The sequence below is a fragment of the Thalassospira tepidiphila MCCC 1A03514 genome, from assembly GCF_001662875.1.
Lineage (GTDB): Bacteria > Pseudomonadota > Alphaproteobacteria > Rhodospirillales > Thalassospiraceae > Thalassospira > Thalassospira tepidiphila.
In genome coordinates, this window is the sequence record NZ_JPVZ01000002.1 from 193835 (window position 1) to 219207 (window position 25373).

At 55.7% G+C, this 25373-nt stretch carries 24 protein-coding genes; 13 read left to right on the forward strand and 11 right to left on the reverse strand.

Translation table 11 applies throughout. The features are described 5' to 3' along the window. Positions 1–81 precede the first annotated feature (81 nt). Together TH4_RS04875 and TH4_RS04880 are read right to left on the reverse strand one after the other, a co-directional pair. Positions 82–1818: an adenylate/guanylate cyclase domain-containing protein gene (locus TH4_RS04875; RefSeq protein ID WP_064780169.1), complete on the reverse strand. Its 1737-nt coding sequence runs from the start codon at positions 1816–1818 to the stop codon at positions 82–84. A gap of 147 nt (positions 1819–1965) precedes the next feature. Further along, complete coding sequence (locus TH4_RS04880) at positions 1966–2949, reverse strand: alpha/beta hydrolase (RefSeq protein WP_245227742.1); 984 nt, start codon at positions 2947–2949, stop codon at positions 1966–1968. A 270-nt stretch (positions 2950–3219) separates the two neighbouring features. On the opposite strand from TH4_RS04880, the gene TH4_RS04885 reads away from it, so the two are divergent. Beyond that, positions 3220–3507, forward strand: a complete 288-nt coding sequence (locus TH4_RS04885; RefSeq protein ID WP_064780171.1) for a sll1863 family stress response protein — start codon at positions 3220–3222, stop codon at positions 3505–3507. A gap of 82 nt (positions 3508–3589) precedes the next feature. Here TH4_RS04885 and TH4_RS04890 read toward each other — a convergent pair whose 3' ends face one another. Continuing rightward, a complete protein-coding gene (locus tag TH4_RS04890; protein WP_064780172.1) occupies positions 3590–4558 on the reverse strand; it encodes an ABC transporter ATP-binding protein in 969 nt (322 codons plus the stop codon). 195 nt (positions 4559–4753) lie between these two features. Between TH4_RS04890 and TH4_RS04895 the strand changes: the two genes are divergently transcribed. From TH4_RS04895 to TH4_RS04915, 5 genes are all read left to right on the forward strand, one after another. Further along, a complete protein-coding gene (locus tag TH4_RS04895; protein WP_040822460.1) occupies positions 4754–4933 on the forward strand; it encodes a zinc-finger domain-containing protein in 180 nt (59 codons plus the stop codon). A gap of 137 nt (positions 4934–5070) precedes the next feature. Beyond that, positions 5071–6288, forward strand: a complete 1218-nt coding sequence (trpB, locus tag TH4_RS04900) for a tryptophan synthase subunit beta (protein WP_008888670.1) — start codon at positions 5071–5073, stop codon at positions 6286–6288. Then, positions 6285–7133: a tryptophan synthase subunit alpha gene (gene trpA, locus TH4_RS04905; RefSeq protein ID WP_064780173.1), complete on the forward strand. Its 849-nt coding sequence runs from the start codon at positions 6285–6287 to the stop codon at positions 7131–7133. The genes trpB and trpA overlap by 4 nt, the downstream gene beginning before the upstream one ends. Before the next feature lie 55 nt (positions 7134–7188). Next, on the forward strand, positions 7189–8115 hold the full coding sequence (gene accD / locus TH4_RS04910; protein WP_008888672.1) for an acetyl-CoA carboxylase, carboxyltransferase subunit beta: 927 nt from the start codon (positions 7189–7191) through the stop codon (positions 8113–8115). 1 nt (position 8116) lies between these two features. Beyond that, the gene (locus TH4_RS04915) at positions 8117–9409 is read left to right on the forward strand and encodes a bifunctional folylpolyglutamate synthase/dihydrofolate synthase (protein ID WP_083996978.1); all 1293 of its coding nucleotides are present in this window, start codon (positions 8117–8119) and stop codon (positions 9407–9409) included. A gap of 20 nt (positions 9410–9429) precedes the next feature. On the opposite strand, the gene TH4_RS04920 is transcribed toward TH4_RS04915, so the two are convergent. Together TH4_RS04920 and TH4_RS04925 are read right to left on the reverse strand one after the other, a co-directional pair. Further along, entirely contained in the window at positions 9430–10191 is a 762-nt protein-coding gene (locus TH4_RS04920) for a hypothetical protein (RefSeq protein WP_064780175.1), read from the reverse strand. Between the two features lie 39 nt (positions 10192–10230). Further along, positions 10231–10494: a hypothetical protein gene (locus TH4_RS04925; protein WP_064780176.1), complete on the reverse strand. Its 264-nt coding sequence runs from the start codon at positions 10492–10494 to the stop codon at positions 10231–10233. Here TH4_RS04925 and polA point away from each other — a divergent pair. Then, complete coding sequence (gene polA, locus TH4_RS04930) at positions 10493–13324, forward strand: DNA polymerase I (protein ID WP_064780177.1); 2832 nt, start codon at positions 10493–10495, stop codon at positions 13322–13324. The two genes, TH4_RS04925 and polA, sit on opposite strands and share 2 nt — an antisense overlap. 94 nt (positions 13325–13418) lie before the next feature. Here polA and dapB read toward each other — a convergent pair whose 3' ends face one another. The 4 genes from dapB to TH4_RS04950 form a co-directional block, all read right to left on the reverse strand. Then, a complete protein-coding gene (gene dapB, locus TH4_RS04935; protein ID WP_064780178.1) occupies positions 13419–14219 on the reverse strand; it encodes a 4-hydroxy-tetrahydrodipicolinate reductase in 801 nt (266 codons plus the stop codon). Between the two features lie 129 nt (positions 14220–14348). Beyond that, positions 14349–15494, reverse strand: coding sequence for a molecular chaperone DnaJ (gene dnaJ / locus TH4_RS04940; RefSeq protein WP_063086408.1), 1146 nt, complete (start codon positions 15492–15494; stop codon positions 14349–14351). A 104-nt stretch (positions 15495–15598) separates the two neighbouring features. Continuing rightward, entirely contained in the window at positions 15599–17515 is a 1917-nt protein-coding gene (dnaK, locus tag TH4_RS04945) for a molecular chaperone DnaK (protein ID WP_008888681.1), read from the reverse strand. A gap of 336 nt (positions 17516–17851) precedes the next feature. Further along, positions 17852–18352, reverse strand: coding sequence for a DUF2244 domain-containing protein (locus TH4_RS04950; protein ID WP_064780179.1), 501 nt, complete (start codon positions 18350–18352; stop codon positions 17852–17854). A 191-nt stretch (positions 18353–18543) separates the two neighbouring features. Between TH4_RS04950 and nth the strand changes: the two genes are divergently transcribed. Then, positions 18544–19185, forward strand: coding sequence for an endonuclease III (gene nth, locus TH4_RS04955; RefSeq protein ID WP_063086839.1), 642 nt, complete (start codon positions 18544–18546; stop codon positions 19183–19185). A 43-nt stretch (positions 19186–19228) separates the two neighbouring features. Here nth and TH4_RS04960 read toward each other — a convergent pair whose 3' ends face one another. Continuing rightward, positions 19229–20536 (reverse strand): penicillin-binding protein activator, encoded by a 1308-nt coding sequence (locus TH4_RS04960; protein WP_064780462.1) that lies wholly within the window; start codon positions 20534–20536, stop codon positions 19229–19231. A 68-nt stretch (positions 20537–20604) separates the two neighbouring features. Between TH4_RS04960 and rsmI the strand changes: the two genes are divergently transcribed. Both rsmI and TH4_RS04970 read left to right on the forward strand, forming a co-directional pair. Next, on the forward strand, positions 20605–21663 hold the full coding sequence (gene rsmI / locus TH4_RS04965) for a 16S rRNA (cytidine(1402)-2'-O)-methyltransferase (RefSeq protein WP_083996979.1): 1059 nt from the start codon (positions 20605–20607) through the stop codon (positions 21661–21663). A 2-nt stretch (positions 21664–21665) separates the two neighbouring features. Beyond that, a complete protein-coding gene (locus TH4_RS04970; protein WP_064780180.1) occupies positions 21666–22049 on the forward strand; it encodes a YraN family protein in 384 nt (127 codons plus the stop codon). A 26-nt stretch (positions 22050–22075) separates the two neighbouring features. Here the strand turns inward: TH4_RS04970 and TH4_RS04975 are convergent, their stop codons facing one another. Then, entirely contained in the window at positions 22076–22483 is a 408-nt protein-coding gene (locus TH4_RS04975; protein WP_064780181.1) for a DUF2000 family protein, read from the reverse strand. Between the two features lie 32 nt (positions 22484–22515). Here TH4_RS04975 and TH4_RS04980 point away from each other — a divergent pair, with 32 nt between their 5' ends. The 3 genes from TH4_RS04980 (at position 22516) to TH4_RS04990 (ending at position 25219) form a co-directional block, all read left to right on the forward strand. Further along, a complete protein-coding gene (locus tag TH4_RS04980; protein ID WP_064780182.1) occupies positions 22516–23379 on the forward strand; it encodes an AraC family transcriptional regulator in 864 nt (287 codons plus the stop codon). Between the two features lie 148 nt (positions 23380–23527). Then, a complete protein-coding gene (locus TH4_RS04985; protein ID WP_143588679.1) occupies positions 23528–24160 on the forward strand; it encodes a BON domain-containing protein in 633 nt (210 codons plus the stop codon). Positions 24161–24253: 93 nt separating this feature from the next. Next, on the forward strand, positions 24254–25219 hold the full coding sequence (locus TH4_RS04990) for a SirB1 family protein (protein WP_064780183.1): 966 nt from the start codon (positions 24254–24256) through the stop codon (positions 25217–25219). The last annotated feature ends 154 nt before the right edge of the window (positions 25220–25373 follow it).

The following is a 25373-nucleotide window of genomic DNA, read 5'->3' on the forward strand; positions in this document are numbered from 1 at the left end:
GGCAAGGGTTTTCGAACCCCGCCCCCCCCTTCAATCATCCCCGATCCCGGTTAAGGTAACCGTGGCAGGTTGTGGCTGCAATCAGCTTTCGACATCACGGCGTTCATACGGGTCACGCACCACCCAGGTGCCATCCCATTCGCGGTCCTGTTCGCGCCGCTCAAGGCGCTCCATGCGGTTCATCATCAGCTGTGCGGCAAAGTCGCTGTCATCAAACGCGATGACTTCCTCATAAAGCGGCCGGGCCGCATCGAAATTGCCATCGCGGTAATGCGCCATGGCGGTTTCGTACTTGCTGCGCCATTCACGCCGTTCTTCGGAAAGCTGTCCGCCCTGCGCCAGTACTTCGTAAAGGAAGACGACTTTTTCGGTACCCAGCAGCACCACATGATCAAGGTCGCGCATCTCGACCTCGCCCGACGCCATGCTGGCCGTTTCGTGCGAAGCCAGAATTTGCGTGCCATAGACCCGGTTGGCCTTTTCCAGACGGTTGGCATAGTTCACGCAATCGCCAACCACGGTATAGGCGCGTGATTTGTCCGTACCAATGGAACCGACAACCACCTCGCCGGTCGCAATGCCAACACGGATTTCAAGGCCATGATCGCCAATCAGCTCGGCATATTTGGTCTTAAGCGCGTTAAAGCGCGCAACCTGTTCAAGGGCCGCCTGACAGGCATGTTTGGCATGGGACCCTTCGCCGCAGAAGGGTGGACCCCAAAAGCCGATCACGCGGTCACCAACGAAATTGTCGATAATGCCGCTTTGATTGGCGATCGGTTCGGTCATCGCGGTGAGATAGTCATTGAGGAAATCGACAAGCTTTTCGGGCGGGGTATGTTCGGCCAGCCAGTCAAACCCGGTCAGGTTCACGACACTGACGGTCATCACGCGCTTTTCGGAGTTCTCAAGCGCGGTTTCCTGATTGATCAGATTATTGATGACTTTCGGATCGACATATTTGCCAAAGCGTTCGCGCATCCTGAACCGCACGCGGAGTTCGCGCGTCATGCGGTTAAAGGCATCGGCCAACCGGCCAAAATCACCCTTGGAGCTGAATTCAAGCTTGGTATCGAGCTTGCCCGACTGAATGGAATTCAACGCACTCGTGGTTTTGCGCACGGCAACCACCACCGCATGCGCCATATAATAGGCCAGCGAAATACCGATAATAACGGCCGCCAGCATCATGATGAATTCAGCCTGAATCAGGAAATCTTCGCGCTTGGAAACGTTTTCCACTGTTTGCGCGGCGTAATCTTCAAGAAGCCGGATTTCATTGCGCAGGTTCAGCACAATAATCCGATGCAGGCCGCGCACGGTGTTTTCCTGTGACCGGGCATCTGCAAGGTTTCCTGCCCGCACCTGATCAAGCAGGCGTTCAACGCCCAAGGAAAACTGTGCCGATACATCGGCAAATTCCCGCATGCGCACATCAAGATCAAACAGCACACCCTCGTCAAAGTGACCGGATGCCTGCGCCCGACCAAGGGCAGCAAAGGTAAAGGATTTGCGGAAGGCCTGTTCGATCTGGGTTTGTTTGGCTTCGATTTCGATCTCGATGCCATTCAAAAGCGATGTCTGCGGTCCGTCACTTTCGACCACCCGCATGTAACGATCAATCAGCGAAATCTGTTCAAGCTGGCGCGCACGCACGTCCGAAAGCGAGTCCTTAACCGGCGTGACGTAACGCGACACCGCCTCAAGATCACCATTGATGCCAAGGGACTGGATCACGGAGAAACCGGTGGCCACAACGAGCCACACGACAAAAAAGGCCGCGACACCCAGGAACTTCGCCCGAATGGTCCTTAGCATGCCGGTCCTGATCCTCCGGTTAAGTGATGGTGCATCATCAATTGCTGCTTGGCATATCGGAACGAAACAGCGGTTCGACAACCTGCACAATGCCTTGCAACTCTTTAAAAAAGGCTACCTGATCACGGTTTATGGGTCAAAATGCAATCATTTGATTGTGCAGGAATAATTTTTCCGATCTGTGCGATCCGTGACCCAGCGCCGAATATCCTCGATCACCACCGGCCCGTTCAGATCCCGCAACAGCATGTGATACCCCTCCGAATAAAGGCAGTGGTGATAGTCGGGCAAACCGAGGCTGGACAGTTCATCATCAAGTGCCGCAACTGCCTTGGGCGGGATCACCTGATCCTGCATGCCCGACAGCAAAAGCGTTGGCACAGAGATATCCCCGGCCCGAACGCGCGCCAAATCCATGATATCGGCGACCCCGGCAAGCAAATCGACCCGAACAGAAGACATCATGTGCGGGTCCCGCGACAGCCGACGCAACATGTCGATATTGTCCGACGGCCAGATATCAAGCCCCCGCCCCGTCAGCGGCAACCATGGCAGGCTGTGTGACAGGATCGAAAGTGGTGCAGTCTGATACCACGGCATCATGTTCCGGTTCCAAACTGCCGGTGCCACCAAAACCAGGCCATCCATCAAATGCCCGCGCGTGGCCGCGGTGATGATCGCCACCGCCCCGCCCATCGAATTCCCCAGAAGGTAAATCGGCGTATCGGGATAGCGCGCGCGCAACAGCGTCAATGCATCGCTGGCATCATTAACAAGGCTCGCCGTGCCCGCCCAGAACGGACGTGTAGCCGTACGGCCAAAGCCACGCTGATCATAAGCATAGATCGCGATGCCCTTCGAGCCCACCTGTTCACCCAACTCCATGAAAGCATTGGCATAATCACCCATCCCGTGCAGACCAAGGATCACTGCATCGGGATCTTCAAGATTGCCCCAGCTTTGCAACGGCAGCGCCGCACCATCGGCCGCAACAAAACCGTCTGGCCCAAGCACGGTCTGGGCAATCGGTAGCCCCGCCGGTCGAACGGTTGGCGCACAGGCACTTACCATCCCGGCAAACAACAACATCGCACAAAGGCGGACAACGGGGCGCAATAAACACGGTGACAAGACGGCGACCAACCCTACGCTGGAAACACAGACACTCAATGAAGATTATAATGCGTTCGCCCGCAAGGTATTGTCACACATTACATATTCCAAGCGGGCACTCGGGTTATTGAGGAAATTCTGGTTTAAGGTTTAACCAGTCGGCCCGATCTAGTAGAACTACAGCAGGTTCAGCGGGTTTTTTAATCCAATGACAGATGCAGACATTGGGCAATATGCCTTGTTGCCATATCGATCGTTCCACACGTTTTCCAACGAAAGGATACGACCATGAGCATGAAAGAAGCTTACGAGAAAAAACTGGAAGCCCAACTCAATGAGTGGAGTGCCCAGATTGACAAGCTTAAGGCGCAGGCTGAGTCGGCAGAAGCCGATGCACAGATACAGTATCAGAAACAAGTCAAAGAGCTCCGCGCCATGCAAGACGAGGCCGAGCAGAAGCTTAGAGAATTGCAAAAATCAAGCGATACCGCCTGGCAAGACATGAAAGCTGGCATGGATAACGCTTGGGACTCGATTGAAGCTGCGATGAAAATGGCTACCAGCAGATTCAAGTGATCGAGCGGATCAAAACGCAACCACACAAAACCCCGCAAGTTTTCTTGCGGGGTTTTGTACATGATTACGAAAACGCAACGAATTAGGCAGCCTTGCCGGCACCTGCGCGTTGCTTGTTATTATCGCGGGTCAGCATCAAGAAGATGTCTTCAAGATCGCCTTCCTCGGTCGACAGATCCTTAATCGCAAGGCCACAGCCATGGATCGCTTCAAGGATTTCCGCCATCTGCGTGTTGCTCGGGCGGTAATGAAGCGCGATCTGGTTTTCCGATTTAAGCTCTGCCCCCCAGGGCGACAGGGCCTCGGGTACTGCGTTCAGTTCATTGTTCACGGTCAGAACCAGCGTCTTGTGATCAATCCGGCGCAGCAGGCTGCGCTTGTCTTCATGGGCAATGACATTGCCCTGATTGATGATCGCGATCTCGTCACAGAGTTCTTCGGCTTCTTCAAGGTAATGCGTGGTCAGAACAATCGTGACGCCCGCTTTGTTCAACTCCTTGACGTAAGCCCAAAGCTGCTGACGCAGTTCGATATCCACACCGGCCGTCGGTTCATCAAGAACCAGAACCGGCGGCGTATGAACCATCGCCTTACCGACCAGAAGACGGCGACGCATCCCGCCCGAAAGCGACCTTGCGTACGAGTCTGCCTTGTCGGCGAGTCCGATGGCGGCAAGAATCTCGTCCGTGCGGCGTTCGGATTTCGGCACGCCATAGAGGCCCGCCTGCAATTCCATCACCTGACGCGGGGTGAAAAATGCATCCAGATTAAGTTCCTGGGGCACAATCCCGATGGAGCAGCGTGCGGCGCGCATCTGGGCTTCGATATCGTTGCCCCAGATTTTTGCCGTGCCGCTGGTCTTGGTGACAAGACCAGCCAAGATGTTGATAAACGTAGACTTTCCGGCGCCGTTCGGGCCCAGCAGGGCAAAAAACGAGCCGCGCGGGATCTTGAGCGAAACGTTATCAAGGGCGAGTTTTTCACCGTTTGATCCCTTATAGACCTTTGTCAGCCCCTCGACTTCGATGGCATAGTCGGGCATTGCAGTCATATGTCCGTGATCTCCACTCTTTTCCGCGTCGCTTGTTTGCGCTAAGACCATGAGGCGCCATGAGCACGCGGAAGTATTGATTGAATATGCCCAATCGGTATCATTCCCGGGAAACCGGGGTCAATGCTGTCCACAGTGCGCGGCCAATCCCGATGGTCATACAAGCCTGAAAAAGGCAAACTTGGAGCTGGATATATGAAGATCACCGAAGAAATCAAAGTCGGCACGCTAAATGTTGCCTGCGACGGCGGAAAAGGTCACCTTGGGCACCCGACCGTTTACCTTAATCTTGAGGAAAAAGGCGAGGTGGTCTGCCCGTATTGCTCGAAAAAATATATCTTCGACAAATCCTTGGCCGAGCACGCAGCCCACTAATCCAATACGCACCTTTTTAGGTACAGTATGGGGCCAGACCCTGCCGGTGCTTGCGCACAGATGGTCTGGCAGACCATATATTGTCACCTGCCTATGCTGTCGTGAACGCCATCACGGCCAATCCACGGGGAACTTCCATGACGTCTTCTGCACCTAACAGCTTTCGCGCTCTGCCCGATCCGGACGGGCATTTCGGCAATTTCGGCGGACGCTTTGTCGCCGAAACCCTGATGCCGCTGATCCTTGAGCTGGAACAGGCCTACAAGGACGCCAAGGCAGACCCCGCGTTTAAAAAAGAGATGGATTACTATCTCCGTCACTATGTCGGCCGTGAAAACCCGCTTTATTTCGCCGAACGCCTGACCGAGGAACTCGGCGGTGCAAAGATCTATTTCAAGCGCGAAGACCTTAACCATACCGGCGCGCACAAGATCAATAACTGCATCGGCCAGATCCTGTTGGCCAAGCGCATGGGCAAAACCCGTATCATCGCCGAAACCGGCGCCGGTCAGCATGGCGTTGCGACCGCGACTGTGTGCGCACGCTTTGGCCTGCCCTGCACGGTCTATATGGGTTCCAAGGATATCGAACGTCAGTCGCCCAACGTGTTCCGCATGCGCCTTCTCGGTGCAGAGGTCAAACCGGTCGTTTCCGGTTCGAACTCGCTGAAAGATGCGATGAACGAAGCCCTGCGTGACTGGGTCACCAACGTCGAAGATACCTTCTATATCATCGGTACCGCAGCTGGCCCGCACCCCTATCCGGAAATGGTCCGTGATTTCCAGTCGGTCATCGGCAATGAAGCCCGCCGACAGATCATGGAAGCTGAAAATCGCCTGCCCGATCAGGTGATTGCATCGGTTGGCGGCGGGTCCAACGCCATTGGCCTGTTCCACCCGTTCCTTGATGACAAGGGTGTCGAAGTTGTCGGTGTCGAGGCCGCCGGTCACGGCGTTCATACCGGCAAACATGCCGCAAGCCTTTCGGCGGGCAAGCCGGGCGTTCTGCACGGCAACCGTACCTATCTGCTGATGGATGATGACGGCCAGATCAAGGAAGCCGATTCGATTTCGGCCGGTCTTGATTATCCGGGCATCGGGCCGGAGCACAGCTGGCTTAAGGATATCGGTCGTGCGCGTTATGAGCCGATCACCGACAAGGAAGCCCTTGCGGCCTTCAAACTCTGTTCGGAACTCGAAGGCATCATTCCCGCACTGGAATGCAGCCACGCGATCGCGCAGATCATGAAAGAAGCCCCGAAAATGGGCAAGGACAAGATCATCCTCATGTGTCTGAGTGGCCGGGGTGACAAGGACATCTTTACCGTGGCCGAAGCACTGGGAGTAGAATTGTGAGCGACGCTATCATCGGCGGCCAGGACCGCATCGCCAAACGTTTTGCCAAGCTCAAGGAAGAAGGCCGTGCAGGTCTGGTAACCTTTATCACCGCAGGCGATCCCGACCCGGAAACCTCGTTTGAAATCCTCAAACAGCTGCCAGAAGCCGGTGCCGACATCATCGAACTGGGCATGCCGTTTACCGATCCGATGGCCGATGGCCCCGCCATTCAGGAAGCATCGCTTCGCGCGCTTGCCGCTGGCATGCATATGCGCAAGACGCTGTCGATTGTGCGCGGCTTCCGCGATCAGGATCATGATACGCCGATCATCCTGATGGGCTATTACAACCCGATCTATATCTATGGCGTTGCCGAATTTCTTGAAGATGCGCGCAATGCCGGGGTTGATGGCCTGATCGTTGTCGATCTGCCACCCGAAGAAGATGCAGAGCTTTGCATTCCGACCGTGGAAAAGGGCCTGTCCTTCATTCGTCTGACCACGCCGACCTCTGATGACAAGCGTCTTCCGAAACTTGTTCAGAATACCTCAGGCTTTGTTTACTATGTCTCGGTTGCCGGTGTGACCGGTGCCGGATCTGCCAGCAACGAGCAGATCGTCGAAGCAATGGGACGCCTGCGCCGCCATACCGATCTGCCGATTGCGGTCGGTTTTGGCATCAAGACCGCAGCCCAGGCAGCCGACGTGGCAAAACAGGCCGATGCCGCTGTCGTCGGATCGGCAATCGTATCAAAAGTTGCCGAAAGTCTTGACGAAAACGGCAAGGCCACCGATAAGACCGCCTCTATGGTTACCGGCCTTGTGCGTGAACTTGCAAACGGGGTCCGAAACGCGCGCAAATAGATGGCGCTGCGTTTGAAAGAACCGATATAGACAGAACCAAGGATCAGTATCCGATATGTCGTGGCTGACTGAATTCGTCCGTCCAAAGATTCAGAAACTTGTTCGCCGCACTGATGTGCCCGAAAACCTCTGGCACAAATGCAAATCCTGCGAACAGATGATCTTTCATCGCGATCTGGCAAAGAACAATCATGTTTGCCAGCATTGCGGTCATCACATGCGCATTTCCGCCAAGGAACGTCTCGAAACCCTGTTTGATGGTGGCAAGTACCAGACCATTGAACTGCCGAATGTTCCGGTCGATCCGCTGAAATTCCGCGATCAGAAGAAATATACCGACCGCCTCAAGGCGGCCCAGGCCAAGGCAACCTTCAAGGATGCGCTGGCTGTCGCCCATGGCGAAGTCGGTGGTCATCCGACCGTGATTGCCGTTTTCGACTTCTCCTTCATGGGGGGATCGATGGGCATCGCCGTTGGCGAAGGCATCGTTGCAGCAGCTGAACTTGCCTGTGTGCAGGATGCGGCCCTGATTGTCGTTCCCGCATCGGGTGGTGCGCGTATGCAGGAAGGCATTCTCAGCCTGATGCAGATGGCACGCACCACGGCTGCGATCGAAAAGGTCAAGGAAAAGGGCCTGCCCTATTTCGTGCTCCTGACCGATCCGACCACTGGCGGTGTTTCGGCATCCTTTGCCATGCTGGGTGATATCCAGATCGCTGAACCGGGCGCACAGATCGGCTTTGCCGGGCGCCGCGTGATCGAAAGCACCATCCGCGAAAAACTACCCGATGACTTCCAGACGGCCGAATACCTTCTGGAACATGGCATGGTGGATATGGTCGTGCCGCGTTCAGAACTGAACGCGACCTTTGGCCGCCTGATCGATATGATCCGTCGCACCAAACCGGGTGCGGCTGTGGTTCCGATCAAGGACGCCAAGGCCAAATCGACCAAATCCAAAACTCCGAGTGCGGATAAATAACTTGGCGGGCAGCGACGCAATCCTTGCTCGCCTTGGCAAGCTGCACCCGAAAGTCATCGACCTTTCGTTAGGGCGGATTACCCGGCTGCTTGAAAAGCTGGGCAATCCGCACCTTTCACTCCCCCCCGTCATTCATATCGCCGGCACCAATGGCAAGGGATCGACCCTTGCCTATCTGCGCGCGATCTATGAGGCGGCGGGACTTCGGGTGCATTGCTCCACATCCCCGCATCTGGTGCGTTTTCATGAACGCATCACCCTTGCTGGCCAGATGATTTCAGAAGAAGCCCTGTGTGATCTTCTCGAAGAAGTTGAGGCGGTTAATGCCGGGGACTCGATTACCTTCTTTGAAATTACCCAGGCCGCGGCGTTCCTGGCGTTTTCGCGGGTTCCGGCCGATGTCCTGTTGCTTGAAACCGGGCTGGGTGGACGTGTTGATGCATCCAACGTCATCGATAAACCTGCCGCGACCGTGATCACGCCAATCTCGCTAGATCATCAGGGCTTCCTTGGTGACACGATTGCCAAAATCGCGTTCGAGAAGGCCGGGATCATGAAAACCGGCGTTCCATGCATTACCGCACTACAAAGCCTTGAGGCGTTTAATACGCTGGCCTGTCACGCCAACCGCATTTCGGCCCCGATCTTCAATGATTTCGAGGTGACTGAGGAACGCGAAGACGGCTTTACGATCCGCATCGGGACCGAGCAGATCGATCTCCCGCACCCGGCCCTGCCGGGACGCCATCAATACACCAATGCTGCCACTGCGATTGCCTCGGTGCGCAAGGCCGGCATTCCCGGCTTTGACGGAAAGGACATCAATATCCTTGCCCGTGGTCTTGAAACCGCAAGCTGGCCCGCACGGCTTCAGAAACTTACCAAAGGCCCGCTGTGTGACGCCTTGCCCGATGGCTGCGATCTGATTTTGGATGGTGGCCACAACATTGCCGCGGCCGAGGCGATTGCCGACTGGCTGTCGCGCCAACCCGCTGGCGACACCGTTGTCATCATGGGCATGCTTGATAACCGCGATGCGGAAGCCTTCCTGAAACCTTTGGCAACGCATATCACCGCCTTGGCTGGTGTACCGATCCCTGGCGAACATCAGGCACATCTGCCAGAAACCCTGCGCGACGCGGCAATTGCCTGTGGCATTTCCCCGGCATTTTCCTGTGACGGCTTCGAAGCGGCCATTACCCCGCTTCTTGATGCCTGCCGCACCCCGAAACGGGTGCTTATTCTGGGATCCCTCTATCTTGCGGGTCTGGTTCTGGAAAAACACAGCTCCTGAACGAAGCTTTAATGCGGCAATTATACGTCAGGCAGTTCGATCTTGCGCCGCGCTGAGCCCCGTGCCGGACCATCACCGCCATCTGTACGGCGCAGACGCAGATTGCCCGCCGTATTCTGGCGACGACGATCGCCCTGGACCAGCGGTGGCAAAGTTCTGTCACCCGCAGCATCGCCATCATTTACAACTTGGGCCGGATCACCGTGTTTGGCCGCTTCGCGTTTGACCTTGCGCCCGGTAATCCAGGTATAGCCCAGAATATAGAGCAAAAATCCACCCACCCCGACGGTCAGGGTCAGGAACTGCAACACCGGTAGGAAACTGCCAAAAATCTGCCCGCCACCATAGATCATGAAGATGCAAAGGGCGGCCACGGGTGCCAAGGCCAGAAAGAAGATGCCACGCACCTTGTGGCGGATCGGGCCGTAATGCATCAGCATCGCGTAGAACAGGTACATCAGCGCGACAAACACCACGAGTTTGATCAACAAGACGAAGTGATCAAAGTTGGCGAGGCGTTGATTGCGTTCATAAATGCCAAAAACAACGAACAGGCCATGAACGATCAGGCCAAAAGTACCAAAGGTCAGGATAAAGCGCAGCCATGCAGTGACGCTAAAAAAGCTGCGCCATCCACCACCGTTCGCGTTGCGACGGTCTTTCTGCTTTTTGCCTTTCCGGGTGGCGAGCTTCATGTCATCTGAAAGCTCACGCGCCGGACCTGCAGTTTCGACGCCGATGCCTTTTGGCAAAAATTCCGGCTTGCTCGTTTTCCGGGCCACGAACCCGCTCTCCCATGTCCCTTGGGATGAAGTAATCCGCTACCATAGCAATCCCGGGGCAAGCTGATAAGCACAAAGAAGAATGATGCCAAAAAACCCGGAAAATGAGGGTTTTGGCGATATTGTTATGATTTCGAAATGATATCTCAGGCGCATAAGCTTACCCTTGGCATTCGCAAGCGCAAAACTGTCAGCAGCCTTGGGTGTTTTTGCCTGTTTACGGCAGGCGGCACTCGACTTACAGGCCGGGATCGGGCATTCTTCCGGCCAATCTTTTAACGAGTATAAGAGCACGAGACGCATGACAGATTCCGCCCCGTCCAGCACCGGTTCGTCCGCCGCCAAATCCCCGCGTCGCGTCGTTCTGGTTGACGGTTCCGGCTTTATTTTCCGCGCCTTTCACGCCCTGCCACCGATGACGAGCCCCGATGGCACGCCGGTGAATGCGGTCTATGGCTTCTGCACCATGCTGATGAAGCTGCGCGAAGATACCAAACCAGACCATATGGCGGTGATCTTTGACACCAAGGGCAAGTCGTTCCGCAACGACTTCTATCCCGACTACAAGGCCCATCGTCCGCCGCCCCCCGAAGAACTGGTACCGCAGTTTGGCCTGATCCGTGATGCGACCCGTGCGTTTAATCTACCATCGATCGAACTTGAAGGTTTTGAGGCCGACGATCTGATCGCGACCTATGCCCGCCAGGCCGAGGCAGAAGGTTCTGACGTGATTATCGTGTCTTCGGACAAGGACCTCATGCAGCTTGTCACCGATCGGGTGCAAATGTTTGATGCGATGAAGAATCGCACCATCGGTGCTGCCGAAGTTCTGGAAAAATTCGGCGTTTCCCCGGACAAGGTCATTGATATTCAGGCACTTGCGGGCGATTCCGTCGATAACGTGCCGGGTGTGCCCGGTATTGGCATTAAAACCGCCGCCCAACTTATTGATGAATATGGTGATCTTGATTCTCTACTGGAACGCGCTGGCGAAATCAAACAACCCAAGCGCCGCGAGAAACTGATCGAAAATGCCGAGCTTGCCCGTATTTCGCGCGATCTGGTGACGCTGAAAACCGATGTGCCTGTGGTCGAACCACTCGGTGACTTCGAATTGCGTGAACCCGATCCGGAAGTTCTTTTAAGCTTCATCGCAAGTCACGGCTTTAAATCATTGCTTTCTAAAGTAAAGTCAAAATTCGGCGGCGATGTTGAATTTGAAAACCCGACAGCGGCCGGTGTTGGCGTCAATGATATCAAGGTCGAAAAGGCCGAATATGAACTGGTGCAGGATGAAGACCGCCTAAAGCACTGGATTTCCGAGGCCGAATATTTGGGCACCGTCGCGGTCGATACCGAAACCACGTCACTTGACGCCCATACGGCCAAACTGGTCGGTGTTTCGCTTTCGACCGAGCCGGGCAATGGCTGCTATATCCCGCTTGGTCATGTCAGTGGCGCGGCGCAAGGCGGCTTTGATTTTGGCGACAATCCCGCCGACAGCCCAAGCAACAGCAAGGACGCGCCGAAGCAAATCAAGCTCGAACGCGCGATTGAGCTGCTCAAACCGTTGTTGGAAGACCCCGGTGTGCTGAAGGTCGGTCAGAACCTGAAATACGATATGATCGTTTTGGCCCGCCATGGCATCAAGGTTGCCCCGATGGATGACACCATGGTGCTGTCCTATGTGCTTGATGGCACCAGCCACGGCCACGGCATGGATGAACTGGCCGAACTGCATCTGGATTACAAACCGATTTCCTTCAAGGATGTCTGCGGCAGTGGCAAGACCCAGATCACCTTCGATCAGGTCCCGCTCGACAAGGCGCTTGATTACGCGGCCGAGGATGCCGATATCACGCTGCGCCTGCATCGGTTGCTCAAACCCCGCATCGCGCAGGAACATATGGCCAGCGTATATGAGACGCTTGATCGTCCGCTGGTGCCGGTTCTGGCCGAAATGGAAGGCCTTGGGGTCAAGGTCGATGCCGAGATCCTTAAAAACCTGTCCGAAGACTTTGCCAAACGCATGGCCGCCCTTGAGGAAACCATTCACGAAATGGCGGGTGAGCCGTTCAACCTTGGCAGCCCCAAGCAATTGGGCGAAATCCTGTTTGATAAGATGAGCCTGCCCGGCGGCAAAAAGACCAAAACCGGCGCTTGGCAGACCGGGGCCGACGTGCTTGAGGCGCTGGCCGCCCAGGGCTATGACCTTCCGGCCAAGCTTCTGGAATGGCGTCAGCTTTCCAAGCTTAAAAGCACTTATACCGACGCGCTGGCCCACCATATCAACCCCAATACAGGGCGGGTCCATACCAGTTACGGACAAACCAACGTCAATACCGGGCGTTTGTCATCGAATGACCCGAACCTGCAAAACATCCCGATCCGAAGCGAGGAAGGCCGGAAAATCCGTACAGCCTTTATCGCCGAGCCCGGTCACAAACTGATTTCTGCCGACTATTCGCAGATTGAATTGCGCCTTCTGGCCCACGTGGCCGAGATCGACGCCCTGCGGGAGGCGTTTAAAAATGGCGAGGACATCCACGCCGCAACCGCATCCAAGGTTTTTGGCGTTCCGATCGAAGGCATGGACCCGATGGTCCGTCGCAAGGCCAAGGCGATCAACTTCGGCATCATTTATGGCATCTCGGCCTTTGGTCTCGCCAACCAGCTTGGCATTGCCCAGAAGGAAGCCAAGGAATTCATCGAAGCCTATTTCGAGATTTATCCCGGCATCCGCGATTACATGGACGAGGCCAAGGAATTCGCCAAGAAGCACGGCTTTGTCCGCACCCTGTTTGGCCGCCATATCCACATCAACGGCATCAATGACAAAAACGGCATGCGCCGAAGCTTTGGCGAACGTGCCGCAATCAACGCGCCGATTCAGGGCGGGGCGGCCGACATCATCAAACGCGCGATGATTGCAGTCCCGAACGCGCTGCTTGATGCCGGGCTTAAAACCCGCATGCTGCTTCAGGTCCACGATGAATTGATCTTTGAGGCCCCGGAAGACGAAGCCGAAAAGGCCATCAGGACCATCCGCGAAGTCATGGAAAACGCCGCCCACCTGTCCGTACCGCTGATCGCCGATGCCGGCATCGGGGATAGCTGGGCCGACGCGCACTAGTACTAAGGCATATATCAAACGCAAAAGACCCCGCTGCAACACGCTGCAGCGGGGTCTTTTTTTTTAAACGGATCAGCTTTGACGTTCTGGGCCCTTAAAGTCCCAAAACTTCCCGCATCGAATAAAGCCCCGGTGCCTTGCCTTCGGCCCATTTGGCGGCGCGCACAGCGCCCTTGGCAAAGACTTCGCGTGAGGATGCCTTATGGGTGATCTCGATCCGCTCGCCTTCACAGGCAAAGACAACCGTGTGATCGCCGACCACATCGCCACCGCGCAGTGTTGCAAAGCCGATGGTGCCGTCTTCACGCGCACCTGTGTGGCCATCGCGGGAACGAACTGCAACATCATCCAGATTAACCCCACGCCCCTTGGCAGCGGCTTCACCAAGGCCAAGCGCGGTACCCGACGGGGCATCGACCTTGTGTTTGTGGTGCATCTCAACGATTTCGATGTCGGCGACATCCTTATCAAGAACGCTTGCCACCTTTTCGACCAGCGCGAAGGCCAGGTTAACACCAACACTCATATTCGGCGCAAAGATGATCGGGGCTTTTTGGGCAGCAACTTTCAACTCGTCCTTCTGATCGTTGGAAAGCCCGGTAGTGCCTATCACAAGGATGGTACCGGTTTCGGCGGCCAGTTTCGCATGTTTCATGGTCGCCGCCGGGGCAGTGAAATCAATCACCGCATCGACCGCTTCAAACAGTGCCTTGGGATCATCGCCAACCACAACGCCGCTTTCTTCAAGACCGGCGATCAGGGTGACGTCCTTGCCGATGAATGGGCTTCCGGGCAGGTCGGTGCCGCCACCAACCTCACAGCCCTTGGTCTTGGCCGTTTCATTGACCAACATCCGCCCCATACGGCCAGCACATCCAACAATCCCGATCTTCATTTCCGGTCTCCTCCGGGCAAGCAAATTCAAACTCGTAATTGCTTTAACACACGGCTCCGACAGCGCAAAACAAAACCCCCGGCAAAGCGGCCGGGGGTTTGGGATATTGATCTTTTAAGCGCAAGCCGATCAGTCGGTCAGGTCTTTCCAGATTTCCTTCATCTTGGAAAAGAACCCTTCGCTTTCCGGGCTCGACCCCTGTTCGCGCGAAATCTCGTCGAATTCCTCAAGCAGCTCTTTCTGACGGTCTGTCAGATTGACCGGGGTTTCGACGCTGACTTCTACAAACATGTCGCCCCGCGCCTGACTGCGCAGGATGCTCATGCCCTTGCCACGCAGACGAAGCTGCTGACCGGACTGGGTACCGGCCGGGATATTGATCCGGGTACGAGTGCCTTCGATAGTCGGGACCTCGATGGTGCCACCAAGGGCAGCTTTGCCCATCGGGATCGGAATCCGGCAATACAGGTTGGCTCCTTCGCGCTGGAAGAAGCGGTGATGCCCGATATCGAGGAAGATATACAAATCACCCGGAGGCGCGCCATTAGTGCCTGCCTCGCCTTCGCCCGCCAGGCGAATGCGTGTGCCGTCCTCGACACCGGCCGGAATGGTGACCTGAAGGGTCTTTTCCTTTTCGACGCGACCAACACCGTGGCAGGATTTGCACGGATTCTTGATGATCTTGCCTTTGCCATGGCAGCTTGGGCAGGTGCGTTCAATGGTAAAGAAGCCCTGCTGTGCGCGGACCTTGCCGTGACCGTTACAGGTCGGGCAATTGACCGGCTGCGAACCGGCTTCGGCACCGGTACCGTCACAACTGTCGCACGATACGGACCCCGGAATGGTAATTTCGGCCTTTTTGCCTTCGAACGCTTCTTCAAGCGTGATTGCCATGTTGTAGCGCAGATCCGCCCCACGGGACGATCCGCCACCACCGCGGCGTCCGCCGCCCATGGCACCAAAGATCTCGTCAAAGACGTCGGCAAAACCGCCGCCGCCAAATCCACCGCCGAAGCCACCACCAAAGCCGCCGCCGCCGGGGCCGCCCTGTTCAAAGGCAGCATGGCCAAAACGGTCATAGGCCGCGCGCTTTTCCTGATCCTTCAGGACCTCGTAAGCTTCGCTCACCTGTTTGAATTTGACTTCAGCTTCGGTATCGCCCGGATTTTTGTCCGGGTGGTATTTCATCGCTTGCTTGCGATAGGCGCTTTTCAGCTCGGCTGCACTGGCATCCTTACTGACACCCAACAGCTCGTAATAATCTTCTTTCGCCATCTGTAACTCCGAAATACGGTCGGGCCGTTCCAGCAAATTCTTGCGTCCGGAACGGCCCGATTTTTCTTTACAGGGCGTCGTTCAAGACGACCTCTGCGGTCGCCTTACTTGTCTTTTTTGTTGTCATCGACTTCTTCGAAGTCGGCGTCAACAACACCGTCGTCGGCCTGTGCAGAGGCATCAGCGTCCGCCGCGTCACCTGCGCCAGCTTCTTCCTGCTGGGCCTGATACATGGCTTCGCCAAGTTTCATCGAGGCCTGCTGCAGTTCGTTCAGCTTGGTGGTGATGGCTTCGGCATCTTCACCGTCCTTGGCTTCTTTCAAAGCCGACAGGGCGTTTTCGATTTCCGACTTGGTCGCATCGTCAACCTTGTCACCATGTTCCGAAAGGTTCTTTTCGGTGGCATGGATGATGGCTTCTGCCTGGTTGCGGGCTTCGACAAGGGCCTTACGCTTTTTATCAGCTTCGGCGTTGCTTTCCGCATCCTTGACCATGTTTTCGATCTCGTCATCGGAAAGACCACCAGATGCCTGGATACGGATCTGCTGTTCCTTGTTGGTCGCCTTGTCTTTGGCAGACACGTTGACGATACCGTTGGCGTCGATGTCAAAAGTCACTTCAATCTGCGGAACACCGCGCGGTGCCGGCGGGATACCAACCAGATCGAACTGGCCAAGCATCTTGTTGTCAGCCGCCATTTCACGTTCACCCTGGAAGACGCGGATGGTCACGGCCGTCTGATTGTCTTCAGCGGTCGAGAAGGTCTGCGACTTACGGGTCGGGATCGTGGTGTTACGGTCGATCAGGCGGGTGAAGACACCACCAAGCGTCTCGATACCAAGCGACAGCGGGGTCACATCCAGCAGAAGAACGTCTTTGACGTCACCCTGCAGAACACCACCCTGAATCGCGGCACCAAGGGCAACAACCTCATCCGGGTTCACACCTTTGTGCGGGTCACGGCCAAAGAACTCTTTAACGCGTTCCTGAACCTTCGGCATACGGGTCATGCCGCCGACCAGGATAACGTCATCGATTTCACCAGCGGTGATGCCGGCATCTTTCAGCGCTGCCTTGCACGGGGTCATGGTGCGTTCGATCAGATCGCCAACCAGACCTTCAAGCTTCGCACGCGACAGCTTGATGTTAAGGTGTTTCGGACCAGAGGCGTCTGCGGTGATGAACGGCAGGTTGACATCGGTCTGCATCGACGAGGAAAGCTCGATCTTGGCTTTCTCGGCAGCTTCTTTCAGACGCTGCAGGGCCAGACGGTCTTTACGCAGGTCGATCTGCTGTTCTTTTTTGAACTCGTCAGCAAGGTAATCGATGATCTGTTTGTCGAAGTCTTCACCACCAAGGAAGGTATCACCGTTTGTCGATTTAACTTCGAAAACGCCATCGCCGATTTCCAGAACCGACACGTCAAAGGTGCCACCACCAAGGTCATAAACGACCACGGTGCCGCCGTCTTTCTTGTCCAGACCATAGGCCAGTGCTGCTGCGGTCGGCTCGTTGATGATACGTTTGACTTCAAGACCCGCAATCTTGCCGGCGTCTTTGGTTGCCTGGCGCTGGGAGTCGTTGAAGTATGCCGGAACGGTAATCACGGCTTCGGTTACCGGCTCACCCAGATGGGCTTCTGCAGTTTCCTTCATTTTCTGAAGCACCATGGCTGCGATCTGGCTCGGGGCCATTTTCTCGCCATTGACTTCAACCCATGCATCGCCGTTTTCGCCCGATACGATTTTGTACGGAACGAGATCCTTGTCCTTTTCGACTTCCGGATCGCCGTAACGACGACCGATCAGACGTTTAATGGCAAACAGGGTGTTTTCCGGGTTGGTGACTGCCTGGCGTTTCGCCGGCTGACCGACAAGGCGTTCACCATCATCGGTGAAAGCGACCATTGACGGAGTGGTACGAGCACCTTCGCTGTTTTCAATCACACGGCCTTCTTTGCCGTCCATGACTGCTACGCACGAGTTGGTGGTGCCAAGGTCGATACCAATAATCTTACCCATAGTAAGTTCCTCTTTTAGCGGCCGGTCCGTCCCGCAGCCTCCAAAATGAAGCGCCGCGCAGGACCTCCTGGGACCAATGGTTGTAATACACGTAATTTTTCTGGGGCTTCTTCGTTACCCCGCGAACCTATATATGAAAGTCGCCACAAAGTCGCAAGCGGTCAAAGTGGGGAATCTTGGCTGTTTTTTGCCTTCAAACCGCATTTTTGATCCGATCAACCGCATTTCAGGCCCGATAAACCGGCGCAATGGGCAAGAAAAGCCGGTTTTTAAGGCACAAAACCCGGCTTTCGAATTGCTTCATAACCGGGTTGCAAAACACTCAGATCACGGGCCTCAGATCGGAATATCGGCAGGATTGCAGCGGGTTTGGCGCAAAACGGTCTCAAGCCTGTGCGCCAGATTTTCCTTTTCATCTGCGCCCAGAAAACGCGCAATTTCCAGACTTTTGCCATGCGTGCGCAAAAACAGCGCGGCTTGTTCATCCTCGCCGCGTTCCAACACCACGCGCAGCCAATAGGGTTGAAAATCAAATTCCTCGCGTTCACCACGCACCGAAATCCGTGTCACCCGAAGGTTGCCGTGCGCAAGCTCGATCCGTTCTTCCTGACGGGCGGACCGAAAACTGAAATAAAACGCCAGGGACAGCAAGATAACATCAAGGCCCAAAAACCCGATCACCGGCCACGCGCCCACCGACCAGAAGATAAACCCGATGGTCGTTGTGAGTGCGGCTATAAACAGCACAATATTGCGGGCAGCCCGGCGCGACAGCGATCGCGGCGGAAACAGATCCACCCGAAAGATCGGTTTGGCTGAACGCGGCACGTTTGGCATGTAAGTTACCTGTTGCTGGATATCCGATTGTGCGCTGGTGTACAGGACAGCTGCAATCAAAATTCGATTTTTCACCCCTCACAGTTTATATAGTTTGCAACACGTAAATCGGATCAGGGGATGCGTATTAACGACACTCCCCACCCCAAATATCGATACATAAAAAGAGATCGCAGCCCATGGCCCGCCCGATGAACAAAGCCGCCATCGAAGAGTTTTTCCAGCGCCTGTCCGATGCGGACCCGGAACCGAAAGGGGAGCTGGATTACACCAATCCCTATACCCTTCTGGTCGCGGTTGCCCTCTCGGCACAGGCGACAGATGTCGGGGTGAACAAGGCGACCAAAAAGCTGTTTCAGATCGTCTCGACCCCGCAAGACATGCTTGATCTTGGCGAAGAAGCATTGATCGAGCACATCAAGACCATCGGGCTTTATCGTGGCAAGGCCAAGAACGTGATGGCGGCGGCCAAAATTCTTGTGGAAAAGCATGGCGGCATTGTCCCCAACGATCAGGAAGCGCTCGAAGAACTGCCCGGTGTCGGCCGCAAAACCGCCAATGTGGTACGCAACATCGCCTGGGGCGAGCATACGATGGCGGTCGATACCCATATTTTCCGGCTCGGCAACCGTACCGGCATGGCCAATGGCAAGACGGTTTTGGCGGTTGAAAAGGCGCTGCTGAAAAAGGTTCCGGCCCGCTTCATGACCCATGCCCATCACTGGCTGATCCTGCACGGGCGTTATATCTGCAAGGCGCGCAAGCCGCGCTGTGGTGACTGCATCGTCAATGATCTGTGCAATTACAAAGACAAAACGCCTGCCGGGGCTTGATCCGACAGGCGTTTAAAAGTTTCAGCAGTTAACAAGATCCAGATCAGAAAACCTGATCGAAGCTTGCCGGGGCGGGTGCAATTACCTTTGCACCATCGGGCTGGACTTGCATGATGGCATAGCCACGTTCCGACTGACCATCCGGGGTCAGACGAAAGATACCGTCCACACCGACAAATCCGCTTGGATTGGTCAGCGTCTGCTGGCTCATATTGTTTTCATCACGCGCCATAAGGGCCGCCAAAGCCGTGCTGTCATAGGCAAGGCTTGAAATGCGGGGCGGCTGGCTGCCAAAGGTGCGCTCAAAACGGGCGGCAAACAGTTCCCAGTTTTCCGGGTTAGGGGCGGCAAAAATCCCACCCTTGAGTGCCGGTTCGGCAAACAGGCCCGGATCGTTCCAGCCAAACGTTCCGATAAACTGCACCACGGATGGATCAACATCGAAATAGGCCAGAAGCGAGGAAACCTGACGCAACTCGCCACCGGTGGCCGGCAGGATCAGGGCATCAAAATCTAGCTCGCCAAAGGTATCGACCCCTTCAAGGCGCCTTAGTGCGCGTTTGGACCCGGCACTGCCATCGGCTTCGAGCTGCGCCTTGTGAGCACGCAGGTTCGCGCGCCGCGCGTCGTAATTGGCAAAGTCCCGAATGGTTTGCTGCAAATCTTCCGAACCGGGTTGATAGAACGCCACCCGGCCAAGGGTCCCGCCAACGCGCGAGACAACGGTATTCAATCCGCTTGCGATCTGGCGGCCATAATCGTTTTGCGGCAGAAGGGCTGCGAAACGGTAACGCCCTTGCGTCGTGGCATAGCCAGCCGCACGGGCGATCTGGTCTTCGGGGATCAGGCCATTGACCCAAACCCCGCTTTCCGCGACCCGGCGATTGTTGGAAAAGGCCACCACCGGCACATTCGCCGATTTGGCAACTTCGCTCGCCCCACTGACCGATTCGGCAAATAGCGGACCAAGGATCATCTTGGCACCGGCATCGACAGCCTCGCGTGCGGCATTTTGTCCGCCCTGATAGGTGCCTGCGGTATCGATCGGCATCAGGATGAAGTCATCACCGGCAATGTCAAACATGGCGAGTTCAGCAGCATGGCGCATCGCCCGGCCCAGTTCGCCGTGCTGACCTGACAGCGGCAACAACAACGCAACCCGCTTTTCAAAAACAGCCGCATCGTCATTATAAAGCAACGGCAGCTCAGCGCCCTCACCCTCAGGCAAGGCAGCATCGCTTGGCCACGGGCTGGCATCGGGGATCAGGCCTTGATTGGGGGCACTGTTGGGATCAACGGTATTGCCGCCTGGCTGATTGGCATTTTCAACCGGCGCCCCATCACGTTGCATGCCGAAAAGGTCCGTGATACTCGTGGTCGCATTACAAGCGGTCAGCCCGAAAGAGAGGACAACCACAGATGCCGTCCGGCGCGCAATCCGGCCCCAAGCCGGAAATAGATCCGAAAACCGATCCCGATCTGACATCGCCTGACACGGCAGCGCCTCTTTCTGCATCCGATTCTGTAACGGATGACGTTTCGGACAACCCACTCTCACCTCCAGATAAGTCGTTTCGTCCGCAGGGTAATGCGGGCGAGGGTGCAAGTAAACATGATGAAAGCCATTTGCCGCTTTCAGCTGGTCTTTATCTTGTCGCTACTCCAATCGGAAATTTGGGCGATATTACGTTCAGGGCGCTTGAAATCCTCAAACGTGCCGATGTCATCCTGTGTGAAGACACCAGAACGTCGGGGAAATTGCTGTCGCGATATGGCGTGAAAACCAAGCGAATCGCCTATCACGAACATAACGCGGCCAAGATGCGCCCCGAAATCATGGACCGTCTGGGCAAGGGGCAGGGCCTTGCCCTTATTTCCGATGCCGGAACACCCTTGATCAATGATCCGGGCTACAAACTTGTACGCGACTGTAAGGCAGAAGGGTTCACTGTCACCGCCGCCCCGGGTGCCGCGTCGCCGATTGTTGCCCTGATCCTGTCTGGCCTGCCGAGCGATCATTTCTTTTATGCCGGTTTCCTGCCGCCCAAATCGATGGCGCGCAAAAAGGAACTGGCGCGCTTTGCCCCGATCCCGGGCAGCCTGATCTTTCTGGAAAGTCCCAAGCGACTGGCGGCAAGCCTGACCGATATGGCCGAGATGCTGGGGGGCACACGCGAAGCCGCCGTGACCCGCGAATTGACCAAAATGTTTGAAGAAGTCCGCAATGGCACGCTTGCCGATCTGGCGGCTCATTATAATGAGGCCGGCGCGCCGAAAGGCGAGATCGTGGTGATTGTCGGTCCGGCGGACGCCAGCGAAAACGAACCAAGTGCCGAAGACATCGACGCGCGCCTAAGCGAACTGATCAAAACCCACCGCACCAAGGATGCCGCCGATATCCTGGCCCGCGAAACCGGTCTTAAAAAGCGCGATCTTTATAACCGTGCCCTTGAGCTGGCCAAGTCGGACCCGGATTGACCATGGCCCGATCCCGTCCTGTGCATGATGACACATCAAGCCGCAAGCGGGCGGAAAAGGCCGGACGCCGCGCGGAAAAACTTTGTGAATTCTGGTTACGGCTCAAGGGCTATCGCATTCTGGCCATCCGCCACAAAAGCCCGGTCGGTGAAATCGACATCATCGCCAGACGTGGAAATGTCATGGTTGCGGTCGAGGTCAAAAATCGCACCGATCGCGCAACCGCCCTGCATGCCATTACCCCCAAACAGCAAAACCGCATCGCCCGTGCACTTGAAGCCTACGCGGGCAAGATCGGCCACACGGGTGACCTTCGCCTTGATCTGATGATTGTTCGAAATTGGGGCAGGATCGAGCATCTCAGGAATGCCTGGCAGGTTTCGTAAGCAGGCATTCCCGCAGTTTGTTGGCCTCAGGGATGCATTTTCGCACCCTTGGTGATCTTATCGACACTGCGTTTATCAGCATGAATGCCAATGCCAACAAACTTTGCCGTTTCAGGATCCGCTTTGGCAAAAACATCCCGATTGGCCGCATCGTGGCCAGTGGCAAACATTTCCTCGATATAGGCCGATACCCTGACACCGCGGTTTAAGGCGCGCTTATGGATTTTCGCGATGGTATCGCCATCGGCGGCCAGAACGATGGCGGGCTGGCGCGACAGCGGGTTATAGATATTCTGGTTGGCGTCGATATAGGGCTCGCCGATGATATCAGGGGTTTGGGCAACAATGCCGCTCATCAGGAAGGCCGTCACATTCAGGGATTGCCAAGTTTCAAGGTCATTGCGCAAAATCAGGGCGACTTTGGTATCAAACATTCACTTCCTCCAATCGGTCGGGTAATCCGGTAATGAAAGAAGCAATAGAACAGGCAGATGATCGCGGTATTGAACGTTTGTGCAAAAGGCGCGAACGCTTCGTTGCTGCCCCGACCGCACCCGGGATCGAGCGGATCGAAGCCCTGTTCTATGGCAATATGTTCACCCCGCATCGCCACGACACCTATGCGCTGGGCATCACCTTAAAAGGTGTCCAGACCTTTAATTATCGCGGGGAATTTCGCGCCAGCAATCCAGGTAATGTCATCATCCTGCATCCTGACGAGCTGCATGACGGCGGCGCTGGAACCGAAGACGGCTTGCAATATCGCATGCTGTATCTTGAACCGGCCCTGTTGCGATCGGGCCTTGATCACGAAGCCGATCCCCTGCCCTTTGTCGGTGAACCGGTTATTCAGGACCCGGTTTTGTGGTCGATCATGGCCTCGGCTTTGGGGGAACTTGAAAGCGACATGGATCCGCTTTTGCGCGATCAGTTTGTCAGCGACATCGCCCGGCGCCTGTCATTGCATGCCAAGGCACCACTGAAACGCCCGCGCTTTACGGCTAGCCAAAGCATGGATCAGGTGCGCGCCTTTCTGGAAGATAACTTTGACCGTCCGGTACAATCTGACGAGCTTGAACAAGTTGCCGGTATGGACCGTTTTCGCCTGATCCGGCATTTCCGTGCGCGGTTCGGAACCACACCCTATCGATATCTGATGATGCGTCGCCTGCAAAAGGCACGTGCATTGATGATGATTGGGCAACCCCTGGCCGGAATTGCCGCCGAAACCGGATTTGCCGATCAAAGCCATTTCAACCGCCATTTCCGCCAGACTTATGGTGTGTCACCCGGACGTTGGACGGAATTATTCGCCAGCAACACCCTGTGATCGTCGCCCTGCGACATCGATTTCGGGCACGAATTCGCAGAAAAATGCATTTTTACTGATAAACCGGCCAGTGTTTTAAGTCTCTTTAACCCCCGCGGGCCATGATGGGTGTTGTAAGACTTGGGGGAACTGGACGAGACATCCGTTAATGTCACCAATAAGAATGGTCAATCGACCACTTGGCTTTGCCAGGGCACTTCTGCTGACGGGAATGTGCATTTTGCCGCTTTCGGGATGCACGCCTACATCTGTTGTGCTCGGAGCTGGCGCAACCGCCGGTGTTGCCGCCTTTCAGGAGCGCGGCTTTAACGGTGCTGTCAGTGATACGGCGATCACCGCCCAGATCTGGCAGAAGTTTCTGGCACAGGACGAAAAACTGTTTCTCGATATCGAGATTGAAGTGGTTGAAGGCGAAGTTCTTTTGGCCGGTCAGGTGCCCACCGTGGCTGATCAACTTGAAGCTGTGCGCCTAAGCTGGCAGGTTAGCGGGGTCAAAAGTGTTCATAACGAGATTGAGATCGGTGACGGCCTGACGCTTGTTGATAGTGCAAGCGATCTGTTGATCACCACCAAGATCAAGACTGCATTGATGTTTGACGGTGATGTTTTCGCCATCAATTACAGCGTCGAGACCGTCAATGGCACCGTCCATCTGATGGGAATTGCCCAGGACGACCATGAACGCAGTCGCGTGATTTCACATGCCCGGGACACCAGCTATGTCAAACGGGTTGTCAGTCATATCCGTCTGAAAGACGATGCCATCCGACAAGGAACCTGAGCCATCAGTACCGTAAGCCACATAACAGCACCGACCGATCCGGATCGCCAATGGCTTGTCGATTATGGCAAGGGCCTGAAACCTCACGCCAGCGTGGCGGAGGCAGCCCTGCATTTTGCCCGTCTGAATCAATCGAACGGCACCCATAAACGCGATGTCGCGCCGTTCATTGCGATTTTGGATGATCTCGCCGATCAGGTCCGCGCCGAGTTGGCCGGTCTGACCTTGCAGCCCGATCTTGCCACCGATGGCACGGATCAGCAGGCCCTGCCGGTTGATGACAAGGAAGCCGAGCCGACCATTGATCAGGTCGTGCGCGCCCTGCAGACCGTGATTGCCGAACGCAATGGCTTTCAGGGGGATGCGGAAAACTATGATGACATTGCCAATGCCGATCTGATGCAGGTGATCGAGCGCAAGCGCGGCCTGCCGGTTGCCCTTGGCATGCTCTATATCCACGCGGCCATGCGGTGCGGCATTGCCGTCACCGGCATTGATTTTCCCGGTCATTTCCTGCTGCGTGTGCAGGCCAATGGCAAACGCAAGATGATCGACCCGTTCCATGGCGCGATCAGTCTCGGTCCGGCAGAATTACGTGAATTGCTGAAGTCATTCAGTGGTCTTGATGCCGAACTGGCGCCCCACCATTACCGGCCGTCATCCGACATCGATATTTTGTTACGGCTTCAAAACAACATAAAGGTACGGGCGCTTCGCGCCGGTGAACTGGAGCTCGCAACCCGTGTTGTCGAACACAGTTTGCTGATCGCGCCGGACCATGAAGGGCTTTGGCATCAGCTTGGCGCGCTCTATGCCCGCCTTGACCAGGACCATATGGCGCTTGGTGCGTTTGAACAGTTCGTCAAACGCTGCGAAGACCCGCTTCATCGCGCCCGGATCGAAGCAGTGATCGAAGAATTGTATGAAAGGGTCCGTCATGAAGCGGGCCCCGGGGCCGCACTTACTGAAAAGAACAAGGTCGTGCCGGAATACACCGACAAGGACGACACCGGATCGGCAGACGACAACGCCCCGATCCCGCTTTTCCCCGATAAATAACCCCTAAATAGCGCCCAAAAATCCTGTGCTGCGGGCCAGAAATGTCGCATTTGGCGAGATGTTCCTGACCAAGGTGTTGCCAGCTTATGCGGCAACGAAATAGATATTTTCCGAATTTAAGATTAATTAAAGTTATTTATATAGCGCATTATAG